This window comes from Caballeronia sordidicola, from assembly GCF_000729995.1.
Taxonomy (GTDB): Bacteria; Pseudomonadota; Gammaproteobacteria; order Burkholderiales; family Burkholderiaceae; genus Caballeronia; species Caballeronia sordidicola_A.
Genome location: NZ_JNFG01000001.1, coordinates 64685 through 86917, shown reverse-complemented (window position 1 = coordinate 86917; position 22233 = coordinate 64685). Strand labels below are relative to the sequence as shown.

Here is a 22233-nt window from a genome sequence, read left to right as displayed (position 1 = left end):
TAATGACCCGCTCAAGTACAAGTCGTACCAAAGATCGCAGCAAAGATTATAGCCCAAGCGCATCGGCCGACGACGCACGTCCGGACGATTTGACCGAACCGGCCGCTGCGCCGGACGCGGCAGGCGAGATTCACGGCAAACCCGTGCCCACCAACCTGCACGAGCGCCGCGCCGACGCCGAAACGCCACGCACGATCCTCGTGCCCGACGAGTATGCCGGCGAGCGCCTCGACAAGGTCATGGCGCGCTTGTTTCCCGAGTTTTCGCGCAGCCGCCTGCAGACCTGGATTGATGCGCAACGCGTGGTGGTGGACGGCGCGCCCGCGAAGATCCGGCAGCCGGTGCCGCTCGGAGCGACCATTACGCTGATTCCCGATTTGCTGCCGGAACAGCTTGCGTTCACGCCGGAACCGGTGCCGCTTGAGATCGTCTATGAAGACGATGCGCTCGTGGTCATCAACAAGCCTGCGGGCATGGTCGTGCATCCGGCCGCGGGCAACTGGAGCGGCACGCTGCTCAACGGCTTGCTGTACCGGTACGGCGATGCCGCCGCCGGCTTGCCGCGTGCGGGTATCGTGCATCGGCTGGACAAGGAGACGTCCGGGTTGATGGTGGTTGCACGCACGCTCGAAGCGCAGACGGTCCTGACGCGGCAGTTGCAGGCACGCACGGTGAAGCGCCGCTATGTCGCGCTGGTGTGGGGGACGATGCCGGACGAAGGCACTATCGACGCCCCCATTGGCCGCGATCCGCGCGACCGCACGCGCATGGCGGTGGTGGAGAGCGCATCGGGGAAATACGCGCGTACGCACTACCGCACCATCGACCGCGCGATGTGGAACAACCAGCCGGTGTCCGCGGTTCACTGCGATCTCGATACCGGCCGCACACACCAGATCCGCGTGCATTGCGCGCATATCCGCCATCCGTTGCTGGGGGACCCCATCTACGGCCATGCACGTGGCAAACGTTCGGTGCAGCCGCTGCCCGATGGGTTCAATCGACAGGCGCTGCATGCTTGGCGGCTAGGGCTGATTCATCCGACCACGGGCCGCGAGATCAGCTGGCGCGCGGATGTGCCGGAGGATATTGAAGCCCTCGCGGCGGAGCTGGGACTGGGTCGCGACGAAGCGACGGATCTCGATCCGGAGGATGCGGATTTCATCGATGAAGACGATGGGGGCGCTCAGGTGCGCGGCGGCTGGGACGAGTCGCAGCCAATCGAATATGACGAGGATGACGACGAGGAATGACGCCAATGGTGACGCCATCCGGGCCCGAATTCGAGGCTGACTTCGCCACGAAATTTGCGGGTTATCAGCCGTTTCGCAGCGACGATTGCCTGTGGCCCGGCTGGGCCAGCCGTCCCGATGCGGTTTCGCCTCGCGTGAAAGCGTTCGCAACCACGCGCAATGGCGGCGTCAGCGCCGCGCCGTATGGCGGTGCGAACAGCCGTGGCGGCCTCAACCTCGGCCTGCATACCGGCGATGTACCCGACGCAGTGATGGAAAACCGCCGGCGCGTGGTGGAACTCACTGGCGCTCCAGTTGCCTGGCTCGAGCAGGTGCATGGCGCCGAGATCGAGGATGCAGGTGCGGTGATCGACCGCTGCGCCGGTTCTCCCACATCGGTGACCAAGGCGGACGCAGCGGTGACGGATCGCGCGGGAGTCGTGTGCGTTGTGATGATTGCGGACTGCTTGCCGGTACTTTTCTGCGATGCGGCCGGGCGGGCCGTCGGCGCAGCGCACGCGGGCTGGCGTGGACTGGCGGCTGGAATCGTGGAAAAGACGGCGGAGCGGGTCGCGCATCTTGCTGGCGCCCCGGCCGGCACGTTGCACGCGTGGCTTGGTCCGGCGATTGGCCCGGCAGCGTTCGAAGTGGGTGAGGATGTGCTCGACGCGTTCGTCGCTGCGGCTGATCCCGCACTTCGCGATGTGACCGTTGCCGCTTTCGCCAAGCGTGAAGAGAAACACAAATACCTCGCCAATCTCTATGCGCTCGCCCGTTTGCGCCTGGAACGGGCTGGTGTGCCGTCCGGGAATGTCCAAGGCGGAACGTTTTGCACGATGACTGACGCGGAGCGGTTCTATTCGTATCGACGGGACCGGACAACAGGGCGCATGGCCGCGATGATCTGGCTGGCGGACTAAACCCGTACCAGACCGGCATAGACGCCACTCAAACCGCATATGACCTGATGTTCGCCTATGCGATCGGCGCACGTTTTTTGCTGCGTGACTAAAACGTGGCTGGCCGCGCCAATTGCCGTTTATGTTGCGCAACAATTTCTGACATTCATCACCCCGTCACATCGGGAAAACGATGATGAAAAAAATATCGCACTGCGTCAAAATCATGGCGACGCATTGACACGCCTTGCACCGTGGAGCAAGAATGTTTCACAAAAGCGCACGGCGTGGCAAGGTCACATCATCGCGGTCGGGTGTCTAGCAGCCCGGCGCGACGATCACGACGACGCGGCCCACGTCACGCCTGCATCAGCAACTCAGTCTCTCGGGACGCTTAGGTCAAACGCGGATATGGCTGCCTCCAGATCTTCATCTTTATCGTCACCCGGTTCATCACCTCCATCCGATGCCAAGGCAACGCCTGGCGCACCGGGTGCGCCTTTTGGAATACCTTCCGGGATGCTTGCTGGAATGCCTTCTGCAGATCCAGCGGCAGTGCAAAAGCTGTTCGAACAGTGGCTCAACACATGGCGTGCGGTAGCCGACCCGGCCGAGTGGCAAAAGCTTGCCGCCCAGGCGAATCCGGCACAGGCGGAATCGGTTGGATCAGCATCGGCTAATCCGTTTGCGGCGCTGGGCGGTTTCCCGGGGTTTCCTGGATTTCCGGGGATTGGTGGTGGCAATGGCGGTAGCAGCGCTAGCAGCCAGTTGCCGTTTGCGATGTCCGCGATGCCGAATATTCCGACTGCCGCTATCGCGCCCCAGCGCTTGCAGGAACTGCAGTCCAGTTTCTCGCGCGACGCCATGGAACTCATCAAGCAGGCCGGTGAGCAAAGCATCGACCTGGCGACGCTGAAAGACCGCCGGTTCAGCGGCGCCGCGTGGCAATCCGCGCCCGGTTTCGCATTCGCCGCTGCCTGGTACGTGCTGAACGCGCGTTATCTGCAGGAGCTTGCAGAATCTGTCGAAGGCGATCACAAGACCCGCGAGCGAATCAGGTTCGCCGTACAGCAGTGGGCGGCAGCGGCATCGCCGAGCAATTACATTGCGTTGAATCCGGATGCGCAGAAGGCGCTGATCGAAAGCCGTGGCGAGAGTCTGCAAAAAGGCATGCTGAACCTGCTCGCCGACATGCAGCGCGGCAAGATCCAGCAAAGCGATGAATCGGGTTTCCTGGTCGGCAAAAATATTGCGACCACGCAAGGCTCGGTCGTGTTCGAGAACGATCTGCTGCAACTGATCCAGTACACGCCGCGCACGGCGACCGTGAGAGAGCGGCCGCTGTTGATCGTGCCACCGTGCATCAACAAGTTCTACATTCTTGACCTGCAACCGGAAGGCTCGCTGGTCGCCCATGCGCTCGACGCCGGCCATCAGGTTTTCATGATCTCGTGGCGCAATGCGGACGCATCGATCGCGCACAAGACCTGGGACAATTACATCGAGGAAGGCGTGCTCACGCCTATCGATATAGTCAAACAGATCAGTGGGCGCGAACAGATCAACACGCTGGGCTTTTGCGTCGGCGGCACGATGCTCGCAAGCGCTCTGGCCGTGCTGGCCGCGCGGGGTGAACATCCCGTTGCATCCATGACGTTGCTGACCGCCATGCTCGACTTTTCCGACACGGGCGTGCTCGATGTGTTTATCGATGAGCAGCACGTGCAGATGCGCGAGCAGACCATTGGCGGGAAAGGCGGCAAAGCGCCTGCGCTGATGCGCGGTGTCGAGTTCGCCAACACGTTCTCGTATCTGCGCCCGAACGATCTGGTGTGGAACTACGTGGTGGACAACTACCTGAAGGGCCGTACGCCGCAGGCGTTCGATCTGCTTTACTGGAACAGCGATTCGACCAATCTGCCAGGCCCGATGTTCGTCTGGTATATCCGAAACACGTATCTGGAGAATCGCCTGCGCAATCCGGGCGAACTGACTGTGTGTGGTGAGCCGGTGGATTTGTCGAAGATCGATGTGCCGACGTTTTTGTATGGTTCGCGCGACGATCACATCGTGCCGTGGACGGCGGCGTATGCGTCCGCACCTTTGCTGACCGGGCCGCAGACGTTTGTGCTCGGGGCATCGGGACACATTGCGGGCGTGATCAATCCGCCATCGAAGAACAAGCGCAGTTTCTGGCTGCTCGATAACGCCGATAAAACCCTGCCCGAAGATCCCGATGCATGGTTCGAAGGCGCGACCGAACATCCGGGTAGCTGGTGGCCGACGTGGACGAATTGGCTCGATGGTCACGCCGGCAAGAAAGTGAAGCCAAAGGCAACCCTGGGGTCTGAGGATTTTCCGGTGATCGAGCCGGCGCCGGGACGTTATGTCCTGCAGCGGGACCAGTAATATATTCTGCGTGATCCGCACGACCTAATGACTTTTGAGTGACGGCCAGGGCGGGTCATGCGGAACGGACCCGATTGCATTTCACGCGTGACCGGTCGACAGTAACCGACGTATCGCTTACTTAGCGTGTTGACTTAGCGTTTTAACTTAGCGTTTTATTGCAGCTGCTAAACCCTGATAAAGCTGATGTAACCGCTGTTGTAATCATGAGCCAGCGCTGTTGAGAGCGTCACCTGCACCTTTTGAAAACGGCGCAGGCAAACAAGGGGCAAGCGCGAATACGCATCCAGCCGGCCATGCAGTCAGCCGGCTAAAACCGGGCTAGCACTTTCGATTCTCAAAGGAAACTGAAATGACAGACGTAGTGATCGTATCGGCCGCACGGACGGCCGTCGGCAAATTCGGCGGGTCGCTGGCGAAGATTGCCGCGCCCGATCTGGGCGCAATCGTGATTCGGGCTTTGCTCGAGCGTTCGAACCTGAAGCCTGAGCAGATCAGCGAAGTGATCCTCGGTCAGGTTTTGACGGCGGGTTCGGGACAGAATCCGGCACGCCAGTCGCTGATCAAGGCAGGCTTGCCCAGCTCGGTGCCGGGCATGACCATCAACAAGGTATGCGGATCGGGCCTGAAGGCCGTGATGCTGGCGGCAAACGCGATTATCGCGGGCGATGCCGACATCGTGATCGCGGGCGGCCAGGAAAACATGAGCGCGGCCCCGCACGTGTTGCCGGGCTCACGCGACGGTTTCCGCATGGGCGACGCAAAGCTGATCGATTCGATGATCGTGGACGGCTTGTGGGACGCGTTCAACTCGATCCACATGGGCATTACGGCGGAAAACGTCGCGAAGGAATACGGCATCACGCGCGCCGCGCAGGATGAATTCGCGGCGCTGTCGCAAAACAAGGCAGAAGCGGCGCAGAAGTCGGGCCGTTTCAACGATGAAATCGTGCCCGTTGAAATTCCCCAGCGCAAAGGCGAGCCGCTGCGTTTTGCCACCGACGAATTCGTGCGCCATGGCGTGACAGCCGAATCGCTGTCCGGCCTTAAGCCGGCGTTCTCGAAGGAAGGCACCGTGACTGCGGCAAACGCCTCGGGTCTTAACGATGGCGCCGCGGGCGTAATCGTGATGTCGGCGAAAAAAGCCGAGGCGCTGGGTCTCACGCCGATCGCGCGCATCAAGGCGTACGCGAACGCGGGCGTCGATCCGAAAGTGATGGGCATAGGTCCGGTCCCGGCATCGAAGCGCTGCCTGGAACGCGCCGGCTGGTCCGCGTCGGACCTCGACCTGATGGAAATCAACGAAGCATTTGCAGCGCAGGCGCTGGCCGTGCATCAGCAGATGGGCTGGGACACGTCGAAGATCAACGTGAACGGCGGGGCAATCGCGATCGGTCATCCGATTGGTGCGTCCGGCTGCCGGATTCTGGTCACGCTGCTGCATGAAATGCAGAAACGCGATGCGAAGAAGGGACTGGCGTCGCTGTGCATCGGCGGCGGTATGGGCGTGGCGCTCGCTGTCGAGCGGCCGTAGGGAGACAGTGTGCGACAAGCACCGCGCGCCGCGGTTCGGGTCGGCAGTACGCCCGGCACGCCGCGAGCGCGCATAACGATAAATGGAGCGAGCAATGACGAAACGAGTAGCGTATGTGACGGGCGGCATGGGCGGCATTGGTACGAGTATCTGCCAGCGGCTGCATAAGGACGGCTACACGGTCGTCGCGGGCTGTGGGCCGAATTCGCCGCGCCGGGTCAAATGGCTCGAAGAGCAAAAGGCGCTGGGGTATGACGTCATTGCTTCTGAAGGCAACGTGGGCGACTGGGAGTCGACCAAGCTTGCCTTCGACAAGGTCAAGGCCGAAGTCGGCGAAGTCGATATCCTGGTGAACAACGCGGGTATCACGCGCGACGTCGTGTTCCGGAAGATGACGCACGAAGACTGGACCGCGGTCATCGATACCAACCTGACGAGCCTGTTCAACGTGACGAAGCAGGTGATCGACGGCATGGTCGAGCGTGGTTTCGGGCGTGTGATCAATATTTCGTCGGTGAATGGTCAGAAAGGGCAGTTCGGCCAGACCAACTATTCCACTGCGAAGGCCGGCATTCACGGCTTCACGATGGCGCTCGCGCAGGAAGTGGCGACCAAGGGCGTGACGGTCAACACCATTTCGCCGGGGTACATCGGGACGGATATGGTGAAGTCGATTCGCCCGGACGTGCTCGAGAAGATTGTCGCGACCATTCCGGTTCGCCGGCTTGGGCGGCCGGAGGAAATTGGTTCGATCGTGGCGTGGCTGGCATCGGAGGAATCGGGCTTTTCCACGGGTGCTGACTTCTCGCTGAATGGCGGCTTGCACATGGGGTGAGGGTGTTTCAAGCGGCGCGCCATCAGGTTGTGCGCGCCGCGCGTCCCGCGTCGGAGCGGGGCGTTACGACTGGATGCCGGTTCGCCGGCACCGACTACGAACCGGCGGCTTGCGTCGCTTTCAATTACGCGGAGTCCGTCGGCACAGTTTGAGTTTTGCGTTTAAAGGCGTTACATGACCACTACAAAGAAATCCGCCGAACGACTCATAAAAAAATATCCGAATCGCCGGCTCTACGATACCGAAACCAGCACCTACATCACGCTTTCCGACGTCAAACAGCTTGTGCTCGACCAGGAAGAGTTCAAGGTGATGGACGCCAAGTCCGCCGAGGACCTGACGCGCAGTATCTTGCTGCAGATCATTCTGGAAGAAGAGAGCGGCGGCCTGCCGATGTTTTCATCGGTCATGCTTTCGCAGATCATCCGCTTCTACGGCAACGCGATGCAGGGCATGATGGGCACGTATCTGGAGAAGAATATCCAGGCGTTCATCGACATCCAGCACAAGCTCACCGACCAGTCGAAAGGGCTGATCGACGGTAATGCGGTGCCGCTCAATCCTGAAGTCTGGTCGCAGTTCATGAACATGCAGGCGCCCATGATGCAGGGGATGATGACGAGCTATATCGAGCAATCGAAGAACATGTTCGTGCAGATGCAGGAGCAGATGCAGACCCAGGCGAAGTCAATGTTCAACACGTTCCCGTTCCCTACGCCGGGGACGGCTGGGGCTACGGCTACGGCTGCGGCCGGGACGCCGACTGCTACTACGGCTACGACTCCGCCGGGCGGCACGCCGGAGAAGAAGTAAGCGGGGATCACGCGGGGTTTGGTTTGAACCACACTTGCGACGGCCTGGAAGGTCGCGCGGTATCCAGGCGCGTGGAAGGACAGCTTTGTTTCCTTCGGATATCCGAAGGAAACGCCGATATATCGGTGTCCTGGCTTTTAAGCCGACCCGGCTCCGTATTTCCGCATCACATCGTTTGCAGGTCTCGCAGTGCGTCCGGATGAAGAGCGGCGACACGCAGCAGGGTTTGTGCGGCCCCGGTCGGTTCCCGTCGACCTTGCTCCCAATCTTGCAATGTACGCGTCGATACACCGAGCAGAGCGGCAAATGCGCTCTGCGAAAGTCCTACCTTAGCGCGGGCCAATGACGCGGTTGTAGGCGCAACTTTGGTGGTGCGTCCAGCACGTCCAGATTTCATATCGCGGACAGATTTCAACAAGTCCGCTTGGAATTGCTCCATTTCCTTATCCATTCCTTTGTGCAAGCGGCAACGCTTGTATTGCTGGTCAGGCGCCGTCGCGCCCGACGTAACGTAACGATTGCTTGCGTCTTTACATAGTCCCAAATTGGGACTATGCTTGGTTATGCAAATTCTCGCCAGACGAACCATCCTGACGTTCTGCCAAAAGCACCCCTCGGCAAAACAGCAAGCCCTAACGTGGCACGATGAAGTGGCGAAAGCCAAGTGGACGAACACGCAGGACATCAAGAACCGTTACGCCTCTGCGAGCTTCGTCGGTCGAAATCGAGTGGTGTTCAACCTGAAGGGCAACGAGTATCGATTAATCGTGGCGGTCGCGTACAGGATTGGCGCGGTCTACATCAAGTTCATCGGAACGCACGCTGAATACGACAAGGTCGACGCGGAAACTGTGGAAACGGAGTAAATAATATGGATATTCGACTGCTACACAATGAGGAAGATTATCGAGCCGCGTTGGCGGAAGTGTCGGCACTCGTCGACATTGATCCTGAAGCCAACACGCCGGAAGGCGATCGTCTGGAGGTACTCGGGGTCCTTGTCGGACGTTACGAGGATGAGCATTTCCCGCTGGAGCGTCCCGATCCGATCGAAGCAATCAAGTTTCGGATGGAGCAGGAGCAACTGTCGATTGCAGATATGCAGGAGTACATTGGCGGAGCAAACCGCGTGTATGAGGTCTTGGCGGGCAAACGCGCATTGAGCCTGGCAATGATTCGGCGCTTGCACGAGGGGTTGCATATTCCAGCCGAGGTGTTGATTCGAGAACCTTTCCGAGCCAACAAGTAAGCGCTGCTCGAAGAGCATAAGTCGGGAATTGCGCGTAAGCAGGGCTCCTGCGCGCAGTTTTGCGCCCCGCAAGCCTTACAGGGCAAGTGGCGGCTCCAAACCCGTCCCGGTTGAGGCTTTGGCGCAGGGCAATCTCGCGCGTGGCGCACGGTACAATATCTTGATTCGCCGCCCGGCACTCACATCGCAGACCACAACATGACCTACATCACTACGCCGGCCACATCGAAAGTCGGCTTTGTTTCGCTCCGATAACCGAAAAATCCGCAAAAGCAGCTTAGGCGCCGTTCTCGCATGAGCCAGTTGTTTCTTGCGCCCATGGAAGGGCTTGCGGACTACGTGCTGCGCGACGTGCTGACCAGCACAGGCGGATTCGACGGCTGCGTGTCCGAATTTGTCCGGGTGACGGGCTCTGTGCTTCCCCGAAGTGCCTACGAGAGGGACACGCCCGAAGTCCTTTACGGAGGCCATACACCCGGCGGTACGCCGATGGTGATCCAACTGCTCGGCAGCGATCCCGAATGGATGGCGCTCAACGCAGCCCAGGCCGCCAGTCTGTCGCCGCATGGCATCGATCTGAATTTCGGCTGCCCCGCCAAAGTCGTCAACCGGCACGGCGGCGGCGCGATGCTACTGGCGCACCCTGAACAGCTGAACCGGATCGTTTCGTCCGTTCGTGCAGCGGTGCCTGCCGGCATCCCCGTGACCGCAAAAATGCGGCTTGGCGTGTCCGATACTTCGCTCGCGATCGACTGCGCCACGGCGCTGGCGGAAGGCGGCGCCGCCTCCCTTGTCGTGCATGCCAGGACGCGTGACCATGGCTACCGGCCGCCGGCCCACTGGGAGTGGATCGCGCGTATCGACGCTGCCGTGGACGTGCCGGTCGTGGCCAACGGAGAAGTCTGGACAGTGGCCGATTGGGAGCGGTGCCGGGCGGTCAGCGGCTGCGCGGACGTGATGATCGGGCGCGGCGCCGTCTCGGACCCGTTCCTGGCTTTACGCATCCGCGGACTGATGGACCCGACGCCTTCGGGCGAGGAATGGTCGGCCGTGCTGGGTCAACTTGCCGATTACCTGACAAAGCTGCAACTCCGTGTCGCGTCCCGTCATGAACATGGACGCGTCAAAATGTGGCTCAGCTATCTTAAGCGGACCTGGCCGGAGGCTGCCGAACTCCATGCAGCCATCCGGCGCCTGCATGATCCGAGCGAAATTCTTGAAGTGATCGAGCGCGCTCCGGCATTCAACAGCCTGATGCCGGAACGCCATCGCGCGACCCTCGTCCCGCTCGTCCCGGCAACGCCTCGCCGCTTGACCGGCTGCACTGTCGCCAGCGCGGTACAATAAACGGTTGCGTGCGCAGGGCGCTGTCCGGGCTGTGGTCCTTATGGACATCGGATCCCCTGGCCTTGCCGCACCGTCCCCATTTGTCGCCATCGTCACCGCTATACGCCGGACTCACCCTATGTCGCAGACCATTTCCCCCGCCGTGCCGACCCTTTCGGCCCCCAAAGTCGGGTTCGTAAGCCTCGGATGTCCGAAAGCGCTCGTCGATTCCGAGCAGATCATCACCCAACTGCGCGCGGAAGGTTACGAGATCTCCGGCTCCTACGACGGCGCCGATCTCGTTGTGGTCAACACCTGCGGTTTCATCGATGAAGCCGTGCAGGAAAGTCTCGACGCCATCGGCGAGGCGCTCCACGAGAACGGTAAGGTGATTGTGACCGGTTGTCTCGGTGCGAAGAAAAGCGCGAGCGGAACGGGGCTTATCGAGGAGGTACATCCGAAGGTACTGGCCGTGACCGGCCCGCACGCGACCGCTGAAGTCATGAGCCACGTGCATCTGCATTTGCCCAAACCGCACGATCCGTTCATCGATCTCGTGCCGCCTGCCGGCATCAAGCTGACGCCGCGCCATTACGCGTATCTGAAGATATCGGAAGGCTGTAATCACCGGTGCACGTTCTGCATCATCCCGTCCATGCGCGGCGACCTGGTGTCGAGGCCCGTGGCCGACGTGATGCTAGAAGCCGAGAACCTGTTCAAATCCGGCGTCAAGGAACTGCTCGTGATTTCGCAGGACACGAGCGCGTATGGCGTCGATGTGAAATATCGCACCGGTTTCTGGAACGGCAAGCCGGTGAAGACGCGCATGACGGATTTGGTCGGCGCGTTAGGTGAACTCGCCGTGCAATACGGCGCGTGGGTCCGCTTGCATTACGTGTATCCCTACCCGAGCGTGGACGAAGTCATTCCGATGATGGCCGAAGGTCCGTTGAAGGGCCACGTGCTGCCGTATCTGGATGTGCCGTTCCAGCACGCGCATCCCGAAGTGCTCAAGCGCATGAAGCGCCCGGCGAACGCCGAGAAGGTGCTCGAACGCGTACAGAAATGGCGCGCGATGTGCCCGGACCTGACGATCCGGAGCACGTTTATTGCGGGCTTCCCGGGTGAAACGGAAGAGCAGTTCCAGACGCTGCTGGATTTCATTCGCATAGCCGATCTGGATCGGGTCGGATGTTTCGCTTATTCGCCTGTCGAAGGCGCAACGGCGAACGAACTCGACGGCGCGCTGCCGGATGAAGTGCGCGAGGACCGTCGCGCACGTTTCATGGAACTGGCCGAAGAACTGTCGGCGGAACGCATGAAACGCAAGGTCGGCAAGACGCTGAAAGTGCTCGTCGATGAACTGAGCAACGAAGGCGGTGTCGGCCGGACCGCGGCAGATGCGCCGGAGATCGACGGCGTGGTGTATATCGAGCCGGCAAAGAAGGCATCGAAGCGTTACAAGGCGGGCGATTTCGTGTCGGTGAAAATCACCGGCGCCGATGGTCACGACCTGTGGGGCGAAGTCTGAGCGTCTGGTTGTGATTTCACTCTCGGCGCGACGGTTTACACGAAGCACAAAACAACTCGAGACGAAGGAGCTTTCATGGCACAACGTGAAGTGGTGGTGGTCAGCGGCGTGCGGACCGCAATTGGCGATTTCGGCGGTGCGCTGAAGGACTTCAGCCCGACGGATCTCGGCGCGCGCGTAGTGCGGGAGGTTTTGTCGCGAGCGAACGTGTCGGGCGAGGATGTCGGCCATGTGGTGTTCGGCAACGTAATCCAGACCGAACCCAAGGACATGTATCTGGCGCGAGTCGCCGCGTTGAACGGCGGCGTCGCGCAGCACGCGCCCGCGCTGACCGTCAACCGCCTGTGCGGTTCTGGCCTGCAGGCAATCATCTCGGCCGCTCAATCCATTCTGCTTGGTGACACCGATGTCGCCATCGGCGCAGGCGCGGAAAGCATGAGCCGCGCGCCGTATCTAGCGCCATCGGTGCGCTTCGGACAACGCATGGGCGACGCGCGTCTCATCGACATGATGCTCGGTGCGCTGCACGATCCCTTCGATACGATCCACATGGGCGTCACGGCGGAAAACGTCGCCGCCAAATACGGTATTTCGCGCGAGATGCAGGACGAACTTGCCCTTGAATCGCATCGGCGTGCGGCGCGGGCTATGGAAGCGGGATATTTTAAGGAACAGATTCTTGCAGTCACGCAAGCATCGAAGAAGGGCGACATCGTCTTCGATACCGACGAGCACGTCCGTCTGAACGCCACGCTCCAGGATTTTTCGAAGCTCAAGCCCGTGTTTGCCAAGGAAAACGGGACGGTAACCGCGGGCAATGCGTCGGGCATCAACGACGCGGCCGCCGCCGTCGTGCTGATGGAACGCGGCGCGGCCGAAGCGCGTGGCCTGAAGCCGCTCGCGCGGTTGGTCTCGTATGCGCACGCGGGCGTCGATCCCAAATACATGGGCATTGGTCCGATTCCGGCCACGCGAAAGGCGTTGGAGCGCGCGGGCTTAAGCGTTGGCGATCTCGATGTGATCGAAGCCAATGAAGCGTTTGCGGCGCAGGCGTGCGCGGTATCGAAGGAACTGGAGCTGGACCCCGCGAAGGTCAATCCGAACGGTTCGGGCATCTCGCTTGGCCATCCGATTGGCGCAACCGGCGCGTTGATTACCGTGAAGGCGTTGTACGAACTGCAGCGCGTGGGCGGGCGTTATGCGCTGGTGACAATGTGCATTGGCGGCGGGCAGGGCATTGCGGCAATTTTTGAACGCGTATGAGCCGCGCAAGGACAGGAATCTATTCGATGACGCAAATGAAAGTGGCGGCGGTGGCGGCAGCATTGTTGCTCGCCGGCTGCAATTCGGCCATGTCGCCCGACGGTTCCCGGGCCGTGTCGGCGGCACGCGCAGCGGCCACGCCAGGCGATCTGGGCCTGCAAGCGCCGGGTACCGCCGAAGCCATTGAAACGCTGGCGCTTCCGCCCGCCAAACCGCTGACGCCGAATCCGGCGTATGCGCGTTTCCCGACTTATGTCGGAACGCTCGGCGATAAGCAGATCGAAATGAAGCTTGGCGCAAAAACGGATGAGCGCACGGGCGTGCACGGCGAATATCGGATCGCGGGGGCGTCGACGGTAATTCTGGTTGCGGGGGACCGTGACGGCGATACGCTCGAGATCGAAGAGTCGAATGACGGCACGCACATCACAGGCAACTGGGTTGGGAAGTTTGCAGCCGATGGCAGCGTGTCTGGTGAACGCATGAATGCCGACGATTCCAATCCAGTGCCCTTTGAGCTCAAGCCGGTTGGGTCCGTATCGGGTGCGGCCCCTGCGCCTGCCGCAGGTACGGTCGCGCCGAAAGCGCCACAATCGGCTGCGCCTTCGCTGGAACCCGCTCCTCCGGCTACGGGCCACGCGTTGGGCGGGACCAGCAACGTGACTATCGGCGAGTGAAACGGGGTCTTACGCGATTTCACGCGATGTCACACGATCGCGCCGTCCGATGTAACACGGCGTCATCGGCTTCGGGCGATGACGCTTTTTTCTTATAGCCTCGAACAAGCAGGGCACTCATGACCGATTCCAGCAACTCGTCCAGCGCGCGCAGCTTGCAGACCCGCATCGTTCATCCGGAGGATCAGCTTACCCCCGGTTTTGATTCGTTCTCGATGCCGGTTACACGGGCGTCGACCGTGGTATTTCCGGATCTCGCCACCATGCGCGCGCTCGTCTGGAGCGACGACAGTCAATGGCGATACGGCCTTCATGCAACGCCGACGTCGCTTGCGCTGGCGCAGCGGCTGGCGGTGATCGAGGGTGGCAAGCATGCGTTGCTGCAGCCTTCGGGTTTATCGTCCATATCGAACGTGTACTTTGGTTTGGTGAAGACCGGCGATCACGTGATGATTCCCGACAACGCGTATTCACCGAACCGCGACCATGCCGACTGGCTTGTGGCGGATTTCGGACTGGAAGTGACGTACTACGATCCGCTGATCGGTGCGGGCATTGAAGCGCTGATCCGGCCGAACACCAGGCTGATCTGGCTCGAAGCGCCGGGTTCGGTGACCATGGAAGTGCAGGACGTGCCGGCGATCACGAAGGTCGCGCGGGCGCACAAGATCCTGACGGCTATCGACAATACCTATTCGGCTGGTCTCGCATTCAAGCCGTTCGAGCATGGCGTCGATATCTCGGTGCAGGCGCTGACGAAGTACCAGTCCGGCGCGAGCGATATCCTGATGGGCGCGACGATTACCGCCGACAAAGCCATCCACATGAAATTGAAGAGTGCGCGGATGCGTATGGGAATTGGCGTGTCTTCGGACGACTGTTCGCTCGTGCTGCGCAGTTTGCCCACCATGCAAGTTCGTTTCGACGCTCACGACCGGACGGCGCTTTCCCTGGCTCACTGGCTGAAGACGCGACCGGAAATTTCGGCGGTGCTCCATCCGGCGTTGGCGGATTGCCCGGGCCATGAATTCTTCAAACGCGATTTCACGGGAGCGGGTGGACTGTTCTCCGCGGTCTTCGACAAACGCTACAGCCCGGCGCAAATCGATACCTTCGTCGAGGCGCTGGAATATTTCGCGATCGGCTGGAGTTGGGGCGGTGCGAATAGCCTCGCCATGCCGTACGACATCAAGTCGATGCGCACGGCCGGTGTGTGGCCGCATGAGGGCGTGCTGGTGCGGTTTTATATCGGGCTGGAAGATGAGGCGGATCTGCGGGCGGATCTGGAACGGGCGCTGGCGGGGTTGGAAGCCTGAAGACGTCGATTGATTGATACAAGAAGGGCTGGGTCTGTGGCTCAGCCCTTCTTGCAGCGATACGCGCCTACTCAAAACAGCCGCAGCAACCCGTCCAGTCCCACGAAGTTCAACGCCAGTCCGGCCGCTTCGCGCACCACCGGCTTCGCGCGAAACGCCACCGACAACCCCGCTTCCGCCATCATCTTCAGGTCGTTCGAACCGTCGCCCATGGCGATCGAGCGCTTTGGATCAATGCCGAGTTGCGCGCAGGTTTCACGCAACGTGCGCGCTTTGACGTCGGCATTGACGATCTCGCCGGTGACCTTCCCGGTCAGTTTGCCATCGACTATTTCAAGCGTATTTGCGTGCGTGAAATCAAGCCCTAACCGTGCCTTCAGCTTCTCGGTGAAGAACGTGAAACCGCCCGATACCAGCAGGGTTTTCAGTCCCGCCGCCTTCGCACCCGCGAGCATGATTTCCGCGCCCGGCGACAAGCGCAGCCGTTCCTCATAAACCCGTTCCAGCGCGCTTGCGTCGAGGCCCTTTAGCAGCGCGACACGCCGCGTCAGGCTCTCGTTGAAGTCCTTGATCTCACCGCGCATCGACGCTTCAGTGATGGCCGCAACCTCTGCCTTCAACCCGCAAAAATCGGCGATCTCGTCAATACACTCGATAGTGATCAGCGTCGAATCCATGTCCATTGCCACGAGGCCGAAATTGCTCAGGCGCAGGGAGGGGTCGATGAACGCGTAATCCAGCCGATGCGCGCCGCAATACGCATCGATATCCGGGCGCTGCAGAGGATCGGCGCCGCGCAGCCGCAACACCCGGCCGGCGTCGGCGCGTTCGGCATGCTGCGCGCGGGCGAGGGCGGTGAGCGGTTTCAGATGGGTATCGGCGATTGGATCGAGGCTTTGGATGACAAGGTTCATGACGGACGATGTGCGAGAAAAATAGCGGTGGGAACAATCGAGATCCGTCATTGTAATGGTCCGGACCGATGGCGGACGTGCGTGCCGCGCCGCTATGATGGCTGCCGATAAAACGACGGAGATCCGCATGACCCCGACCGAACGCGCGCTCGCCTTCGATCTGCGCAAGCTCGACGCCGCGTTTTACGCTGATCCGTATCCGGTCTACGGCGCGCTGCGCACCACGGAGCCGATCAAGGCAATGCCCGATGGCTCGCTGTTTCTCACGCGATACAGGGACGTGCAAGCCGTGTATCGCGATCCGAAAATCTTCAGTTCGGACAAGACGGTGGAATTCGGCCCGAAGTATGGCGCTCATACTGCGTTGTTCGCGCATCACACGACGAGCCTCGTCTTCAACGATCCGCCACGCCACACGCGCGTGCGCAAACTGATCGCGGGGGCGCTGACCGCGCGTGCGATCGCGGCGATGGAACCCGGTCTGGTGCATCTCATCGACGATCTCCTCGATCAGGCTGCAACACGCGGTGAGATCGATTTAATCGATGATTTCGCTTCGGCGATTCCGGTTGAAGTGATCGGCAATCTGCTCGATGTGCCGCACGATGAACGCGCACCCTTGCGTGACTGGTCGCTCGCGATTCTCGGCGCACTGGAACCTGCGCTCAACCCGGAGCAGGAAGCGCGGGGTAATCGGGCGGTAGCGGATTTCATCGATTATCTGGTGACGCTCGTGGCCCGCCGTCGGGTGCATCCGGGCGATCCGCAGCATGACGTGCTGACGCGGCTGATTCAAAGCGAAGCAGACGGTGAGCGCCTGGACGAAGCCGAACTGCTGCACAACTGTATTTTCATCCTGAACGCGGGGCACGAGACGACTACGAATCTGATCGGCAACGGCATCGTGCTGCTGGCTCAATGGCCGGAGCAGCGCGCGCGGTTACTGGCCGATCCGGCGTTGATCGACAGTGCAGTCGAGGAGTGTTTGCGCTACGAAAGCTCGAATCAGCTTGGCAACCGGATCACGACGGCGGATACGCATATTGCCGGGATACCGGTGGCAAGTGGGACGCCGGTGACGCTGTGCATCGGGGCGGCGAATCGGGACCCGGAGCAGTTCGAGGCGGCGGATCAGTTCGATATCGCTCGTGAGCCGAATCGGCATCTTGCTTTTGGGTTCGGAATTCACCAGTGCGCGGGGTTGTCGCTGGCTCGGCTGGAGGCGCGAATTGCAATCGGGCGGTTCATTGCGCGGTTCCCGGATTACGGACTCGCGGGGGAGCCAGTACGCGCGTCCCGGGCGCGGTTTCGGGGATTTGTGAAGGCGCCTGTGAGAGTGGGGTGAGGGCGCCCTGAATGGCGCGCCCTTGCTCTCCCATGATTCAAAGCATCAATCCGTGCGATTTTGCGTAATCGCGCAACGCGGCATTCATTCGCGTTTGCCAGCCGTCGCCTTGCGCTTTATAAGCGTCGACCACGTCCGGGTCGATGCGCAATTTGATCGGCAACTTCGGGTTTTCGAGCTTCGGCCGTCCGCGCGGGCGCAGGATTTCCGTTGCTCGCTCCTGCCCGTAAAGCTCCGGCAAAACTTCTGCTGCAGGTCGCGCCCGCGCGAATTCGGCCTCACCCCATTCGGGGTTCTCGTCCAGAATTTCGTCCTTGTTCTTCTTGCTCATACCGCTTTACCTCGCGAAGGTTCGCCTTCCGTAAACTAATAACGTGAATCTTGTCGCCACGTGGTGTGAATACCAGCATGTGTAGCCGATCGGCTATGAAACCGAGGGCTTGAAACCTGCGTTCGAGATATATGTTGCGACAATCCTCGACGATCAATGCACTCGACATGACAAAGTCGCGAACTGCCTCGAACGATAAGCCTCGTTCCTGGATATTTGCTTCACTCTTTTGGACGTTATACGCAATGCCCATGAATAATGTACCCCCAAAAAACAGTGAGTACAAGGATTATTTGTACACCCAAAATTTATAAGCGTTGTTGGCTGGAAAACAGCCAACTCAGGGACAGCAAGTTGACTTGCCGAAGGATGCATATGACTGAGCGCGCCGACTCGAATTCGTCATTGCATTTCGATACTCCCGCCGCAACAAAAATTTAAGAATACGTAAATTCCTATTTCCATTTACGGGATGACGACTACCGCATCACTCTCTGCGGATCCACGTCCCAGTAAGGCGGATCACCGAAATGCCCGGTCAGGAAATCGATGAATGCCGTCGTTTTCGGCGGCACGAATGCTCGGCTCGGGTACACCGCCCAGATGGCTACCGTTTCCGCGAGCGGATAGCTATCGAGCACGGTCACCAATTCGCCACTGTGCAGAAACGGCGCCACGCTCCACGTCGATTTCAACCCGATGCCGAACCCGGCAAGTAACGCGTCGCGAATGACTTCCCCGTTGTCCGTCTCGAGCCGGCCGGACACGCGCACGTCGATGGTCCCGCTCGGCGTGACGAACGCCCAGTCTCGTTGGCCTGACAGAATCGCGCACTCGTGCTGCGCGAGATCGGCGGGGTGGCGCGGCGTGCCGTGCTCAGCGAGATAAGCCGGCGATGCACACAGCACCCGCCGATTGCTGGCAAGTTTTCTCGCGACGAGCGTCGAATCCTTTAACGCGCCAATACGCACCGCCAGATCAATACCTTTATCGACGAGATCGACTATCTGGTCGGTCAGGCGCAAGTCGAGGCTCACGCCGGGATAGCGGCGCAGGAATTCAGGAATGACCGGCGAGACATGCTGACGCCCGAGCGAGGACGGCATGGTCACACGCAAGCGCCCTTGCGGTTGTTCGAACGCGCGTCCGACCGAGGCGCGCGCGGCATCGGCGGCGTCGAGTAACGCGCGGGCACGCTCGGCGAAAATTTCGCCTTCCTGCGTAACGCTGATGCGCCGCGTCGTCCGATGTAAAAGCCGCGTGCCAAGCTGGCGTTCGAGCTGGGCGAGTCGGGCGCTCGCGACGGCGGCCGACAAGCCGAATTCCCGCCCCGCCGCCGACAGATTTGATAAAGCCGCCGCCCGGACAAAAAGCGCGACGTCCAGCAAATCGAGCTGCGCTTTCTGCGGCAATTCACCCTGCAAATTGATCATCGTCATTTTCTTGATTATCAATAAAATGTTTTAGCCATTATGACGGTTTCACGAGAAGCTGAAAGCCCTTAACATCGGGTCCATGCATTGCACATCCGACGCTTGAAACCCCTTAAGGAGTTCTTTCATGAAAGCCATTGCCCTGACCCATTACCTGCCGATTTCCAACCCGGAATCCTTGATGGACGTGGAGATCGACAAACCCGCGCCAGCCGGCCGTGACCTGCTGGTGAAGGTCGAAGCGATCGGCGTGAACCCCGTCGATACGAAAGTGCGCGCGCCGAAGGACAAGGTCGAAGAAACGCCGCGCGTCCTCGGCTGGGACGCATCGGGCGTGGTCGAAGCGGTCGGCCCGGACGTGACGCTGTTCAAGGTGGGTGACCCCGTCTTTTATGCCGGCAGCATTACCCGGCCGGGTACGAACAGCGAGTTCCATCTGGTCGATGAACGCATCGTTGGCGTGAAGCCTGCCTCGCTCGATTTCTCGCACGCAGCGGCATTGCCGCTCACGACGATCACCGCATGGGAAGCCCTGTTCGACCGGCTGGGGGTATCGGCAGAAGGACATGACGCCGGCAAGTCCGTGTTGATCGTGGGCGGCGCCGGCGGCGTGGGTTCGATCGGCATCCAGCTCGCCAAGAAAGTGGCGAAGCTGCAGGTGATCGCGACTGCGTCGCGGCCGGAATCGGCGAAGTGGGCGACCGAACTGGGCGCGGATCATATCGTCGATCATTTCGGCGACATGCCGAAACAATTGAAGGACGCGGGTTTCGAGCAAGTCGACTACGTGCTGATCTTCAATGACACGGACAAACATTTCGCGGCCGCTGCCGCCGTCATTGCACCGCAAGGGGGCATCTGCACGATCGTCGAAAACAGCAAGCCGATTGCGGTCGAATTGCTGAAGGCGAAAAGCGCCGCGTTTCATTGGGAGTTCATGTTCACGCGTTCGATGTTCGGCACGCCGGACATGCTCGAACAACACAAGCTGCTGACCGAAGTGGCGCGACTGATCGACGCAGGCACGATCAAGACGACGCTTGGCCGAGACCTCGGCAAGATCAACGCGGCGAATCTGCGCGAAGCGCACCGCCTTCTGGAAGAAGGCCGAGCGATCGGCAAACTGGTGTTGACGGGCTTCTGATTCACCCGGTGTTTGTATCAGCCAATTCGTTGCACGCTGCACGCGTGCCCCGGGTTTCCCATGAGAAGCCCGTGGCGCGCGTCGCGCTAGACTGATCGCGCCACACGCGCGGCGCGGCCACCCCGGCGCCGTTGCAGTTTGCCCGGCGTGACGGCTGCACACGGAGGGGTTTTCGCATGATCGATCGTTCGGGTTTTGTTCAGCTTGGCGGGTCTTCGCCACGTCGTGTGATTGCAGGCGCTGTGTTGGCGCTGCTGGCTTGCGTGGTTGAACCGGCAGCTCATGCGACGCCCAGCATCAAGGTGCTGTCGGAAGTTGCTTACGACGGACCGATCAAATATACGGTGAAGATGGCGTCGAAGAACTGGGGCAGCGCGCAGGAAACGCGAACGATCCGCTCGGGCCAGACCGATGACTTCACCTGGCAAAGCAAGCCTGCCGGCGGTTCGCAGAACATTCCCGATGCATGTCCGGACGTGGACTCCATCCGCAACGCAAGCGGCACCACGGTGCGTCAGGTGAAGATCCGTTTCGCCGCGGTGGTCGCGAATAGCGGGGACGCCGACGTCCAGTTGGGCTTCCAGGGCCATGCGCCGCGACCGGCCGCCGCCGTTACCGTGGGCGGCAAGAAGCTTCAATGTCCCACCGATAACTTCTTCAGCCAGCTAGTCCATTTCACGATGCCCACCGGCGGCACCGACAAGAACATCACGCTTAGCGACGGCACCAAACTCACGATCAGCGCGAGCCGCAAGTAGCTTCTCGCCGCGCGGGCCAGGCGTTTCCTACTTCACGGTCGAGACCGCGCTGGCTGAGTTGATCGAACGCGCCCAAGCCGGCGAGCGCTTATTCCATCGGTTTCCCATCTGGCACGTTTTCTGCAACGCGATAACTGCCATGCGTCTATCGGCGCGTGTTAATCGTTGTTAGCGTTTTCAAGCGCGTTCATCCCGTCACGCCGTCAGAGCGGCTTTCGGAAAGGCCATTCGCGATGCCACACATGATCTGGAAAGGCGCAATCAGCTTCGGGCTGGTCCACGTCCCCGTGCAGCTTTATCCGGCGACGCAGTCGGAGAAGGTCGGCTTCAACCTGCTCGACAAGCGCTCGATGGACCCCATCGGCTATAAGCAGTTCAACAAGAACACGGGTAAGGACGTCACGCGTGACAACATCGTGCGCGGCTTTGAGTATGAGAAGGGCAAATACGTCGTGATGAGCGACGCAGAGATTCGCTCGGCCAATCCGGAATCGACGCAGACCGTGGACATCCTCGCATTCGTCGAAGCCCCTGAAATCTCGTTTCTCTCCCTCGACACCCCTTACTACCTCGCTCCCGATCGCAAGGGCGAGAAGGTGTATGCGTTGCTGCGCGACGCCTTGAAGGCGTCGGGAAAAGTCGGGATAGCGAACGTGGTGCTGCACAACAAGCAGCATCTGGCCGCGCTGATCCCGGTGGGTCCTGCGCTGGCGCTTAACACGTTGCGCTGGGCGGATGAAGTGCGCGAATTCGATGACTTCAAGTTCCCGGACGAAAACTCGAAGAAGGCGGGCGTATCGCCGAAAGAACTGGAGATGGCGCAGCGATTAATCGATGACATGAGCGATACGTGGAACCCGCAGGACTATCACGACACGTTCCGCGAAGACATCATGGCGCTCGTCAACAAGAAGGTTAAGGAAGGGAAGACGGAGGAGGTGTCGGAGGTCGAAGAGGGCGCGCCGAGCAAGGCGTCCGCGGAGATCCTCGACTTGTCCGAGCTGTTGAAGCGCAGTTTGAAGAAGGAGAAGCCGGCGAGACGCGGAGCTAAAAGTGCCGGCAGCACCGAGGACGACACGGCTGATGCTGAAGCAGCGGAACCGGCGGCTAAACCCGCACGCAAGACAACCACGCGCCGCAAACGCGCTTGAACGCGCGCGGTAAGTCCGTTGTCGCGCGCCGAGTCATGCGTTTAGTTACGCGTTAGACCATCCATCTACACGC

22 protein-coding genes are annotated in these 22233 nt (G+C 60.6%); 17 read left to right on the top strand and 5 right to left on the bottom strand.

The features are described from left to right. Window positions 1-2: 2 nt before the first annotated feature. From FH08_RS0100385 to phaR, 6 genes are all read left to right on the top strand, one after another. Window positions 3-1253 (top strand): RluA family pseudouridine synthase, encoded by a 1251-nt coding sequence (locus FH08_RS0100385; protein WP_031356406.1) that lies wholly within the window; start codon window positions 3-5, stop codon window positions 1251-1253. A 5-nt stretch (window positions 1254-1258) separates the two neighbouring features. Next, window positions 1259-2152 carry a peptidoglycan editing factor PgeF gene (pgeF, locus tag FH08_RS0100380; RefSeq protein ID WP_081889307.1) on the top strand — a complete coding sequence of 298 codons (894 nt, stop codon included), beginning with the start codon at window positions 1259-1261 and terminating at the stop codon, window positions 2150-2152. Between the two features lie 510 nt (window positions 2153-2662). Further along, a complete protein-coding gene (phaC, locus tag FH08_RS0100375) occupies window positions 2663-4540 on the top strand; it encodes a class I poly(R)-hydroxyalkanoic acid synthase (RefSeq protein ID WP_235210241.1) in 1878 nt (625 codons plus the stop codon). Window positions 4541-4892: 352 nt separating this feature from the next. Further along, window positions 4893-6074, top strand: a complete 1182-nt coding sequence (locus FH08_RS0100370; protein ID WP_031356403.1) for an acetyl-CoA C-acetyltransferase — start codon at window positions 4893-4895, stop codon at window positions 6072-6074. Between the two features lie 94 nt (window positions 6075-6168). Continuing rightward, a complete protein-coding gene (locus FH08_RS0100365; protein ID WP_031356402.1) occupies window positions 6169-6909 on the top strand; it encodes a 3-ketoacyl-ACP reductase in 741 nt (246 codons plus the stop codon). Window positions 6910-7083: 174 nt separating this feature from the next. After that, a complete protein-coding gene (gene phaR / locus FH08_RS0100355) occupies window positions 7084-7722 on the top strand; it encodes a polyhydroxyalkanoate synthesis repressor PhaR (RefSeq protein WP_051887581.1) in 639 nt (212 codons plus the stop codon). A gap of 166 nt (window positions 7723-7888) precedes the next feature. Here the strand turns inward: phaR and FH08_RS0100350 are convergent, their stop codons facing one another. Beyond that, entirely contained in the window at window positions 7889-8173 is a 285-nt protein-coding gene (locus FH08_RS0100350; RefSeq protein WP_031356400.1) for a helix-turn-helix domain-containing protein, read from the bottom strand. Between the two features lie 112 nt (window positions 8174-8285). On the opposite strand from FH08_RS0100350, the gene FH08_RS0100345 reads away from it, so the two are divergent. The 7 genes from FH08_RS0100345 (at window position 8286) to FH08_RS0100315 (ending at window position 15084) form a co-directional block, all read left to right on the top strand. Then, window positions 8286-8588, top strand: coding sequence for a type II toxin-antitoxin system HigB family toxin (locus FH08_RS0100345; protein WP_031356399.1), 303 nt, complete (start codon window positions 8286-8288; stop codon window positions 8586-8588). Between the two features lie 5 nt (window positions 8589-8593). Further along, window positions 8594-8971, top strand: coding sequence for a helix-turn-helix domain-containing protein (locus FH08_RS0100340; RefSeq protein WP_031356398.1), 378 nt, complete (start codon window positions 8594-8596; stop codon window positions 8969-8971). Window positions 8972-9265: 294 nt separating this feature from the next. Beyond that, the gene (locus FH08_RS0100335) at window positions 9266-10318 is read left to right on the top strand and encodes a tRNA dihydrouridine synthase (RefSeq protein WP_081889306.1); all 1053 of its coding nucleotides are present in this window, start codon (window positions 9266-9268) and stop codon (window positions 10316-10318) included. A 118-nt stretch (window positions 10319-10436) separates the two neighbouring features. Next, window positions 10437-11828: a 30S ribosomal protein S12 methylthiotransferase RimO gene (rimO, locus tag FH08_RS0100330; RefSeq protein ID WP_035564935.1), complete on the top strand. Its 1392-nt coding sequence runs from the start codon at window positions 10437-10439 to the stop codon at window positions 11826-11828. A gap of 75 nt (window positions 11829-11903) precedes the next feature. Further along, on the top strand, window positions 11904-13091 hold the full coding sequence (gene bktB / locus FH08_RS0100325; protein WP_031356395.1) for a beta-ketothiolase BktB: 1188 nt from the start codon (window positions 11904-11906) through the stop codon (window positions 13089-13091). Window positions 13092-13108: 17 nt separating this feature from the next. Then, window positions 13109-13768, top strand: coding sequence for a hypothetical protein (locus tag FH08_RS0100320; protein ID WP_419177975.1), 660 nt, complete (start codon window positions 13109-13111; stop codon window positions 13766-13768). Window positions 13769-13887: 119 nt separating this feature from the next. Then, window positions 13888-15084, top strand: a complete 1197-nt coding sequence (locus FH08_RS0100315; RefSeq protein WP_031356393.1) for a cystathionine beta-lyase — start codon at window positions 13888-13890, stop codon at window positions 15082-15084. A gap of 71 nt (window positions 15085-15155) precedes the next feature. On the opposite strand, the gene serB is transcribed toward FH08_RS0100315, so the two are convergent. Next, window positions 15156-15998: a phosphoserine phosphatase SerB gene (gene serB, locus FH08_RS0100310; protein WP_031356392.1), complete on the bottom strand. Its 843-nt coding sequence runs from the start codon at window positions 15996-15998 to the stop codon at window positions 15156-15158. 127 nt (window positions 15999-16125) lie between these two features. Here serB and FH08_RS0100305 point away from each other — a divergent pair, with 127 nt between their 5' ends. Then, window positions 16126-17343: a cytochrome P450 gene (locus FH08_RS0100305; RefSeq protein ID WP_031356391.1), complete on the top strand. Its 1218-nt coding sequence runs from the start codon at window positions 16126-16128 to the stop codon at window positions 17341-17343. A 37-nt stretch (window positions 17344-17380) separates the two neighbouring features. Here the strand turns inward: FH08_RS0100305 and FH08_RS0100300 are convergent, their stop codons facing one another. The 3 genes from FH08_RS0100300 to FH08_RS0100295 all read right to left on the bottom strand — a co-directional run bounded on the left by FH08_RS0100300 (window position 17381) and on the right by FH08_RS0100295 (window position 19107). Then, window positions 17381-17674 carry a BrnA antitoxin family protein gene (locus FH08_RS0100300; protein ID WP_031356390.1) on the bottom strand — a complete coding sequence of 98 codons (294 nt, stop codon included), beginning with the start codon at window positions 17672-17674 and terminating at the stop codon, window positions 17381-17383. Beyond that, window positions 17622-17927 carry a BrnT family toxin gene (locus FH08_RS50145; RefSeq protein ID WP_075583271.1) on the bottom strand — a complete coding sequence of 102 codons (306 nt, stop codon included), beginning with the start codon at window positions 17925-17927 and terminating at the stop codon, window positions 17622-17624. Before FH08_RS50145 ends, FH08_RS0100300 begins: the two co-directional genes overlap by 53 nt. Window positions 17928-18153: 226 nt before the next feature. Continuing rightward, the gene (locus tag FH08_RS0100295) at window positions 18154-19107 is read right to left on the bottom strand and encodes a LysR family transcriptional regulator (protein ID WP_035564969.1); all 954 of its coding nucleotides are present in this window, start codon (window positions 19105-19107) and stop codon (window positions 18154-18156) included. 127 nt (window positions 19108-19234) lie between these two features. Between FH08_RS0100295 and FH08_RS0100285 the strand changes: the two genes are divergently transcribed. The 3 genes from FH08_RS0100285 (at window position 19235) to FH08_RS0100270 (ending at window position 22160) form a co-directional block, all read left to right on the top strand. Further along, the gene (locus FH08_RS0100285) at window positions 19235-20251 is read left to right on the top strand and encodes a zinc-binding alcohol dehydrogenase family protein (protein WP_031356388.1); all 1017 of its coding nucleotides are present in this window, start codon (window positions 19235-19237) and stop codon (window positions 20249-20251) included. A gap of 176 nt (window positions 20252-20427) precedes the next feature. Next, on the top strand, window positions 20428-21009 hold the full coding sequence (locus tag FH08_RS0100280) for a DUF6013 family protein (RefSeq protein WP_051887579.1): 582 nt from the start codon (window positions 20428-20430) through the stop codon (window positions 21007-21009). 233 nt (window positions 21010-21242) lie between these two features. Then, window positions 21243-22160: a Ku protein gene (locus FH08_RS0100270; RefSeq protein WP_031356386.1), complete on the top strand. Its 918-nt coding sequence runs from the start codon at window positions 21243-21245 to the stop codon at window positions 22158-22160. Window positions 22161-22233: the final 73 nt, after the last annotated feature.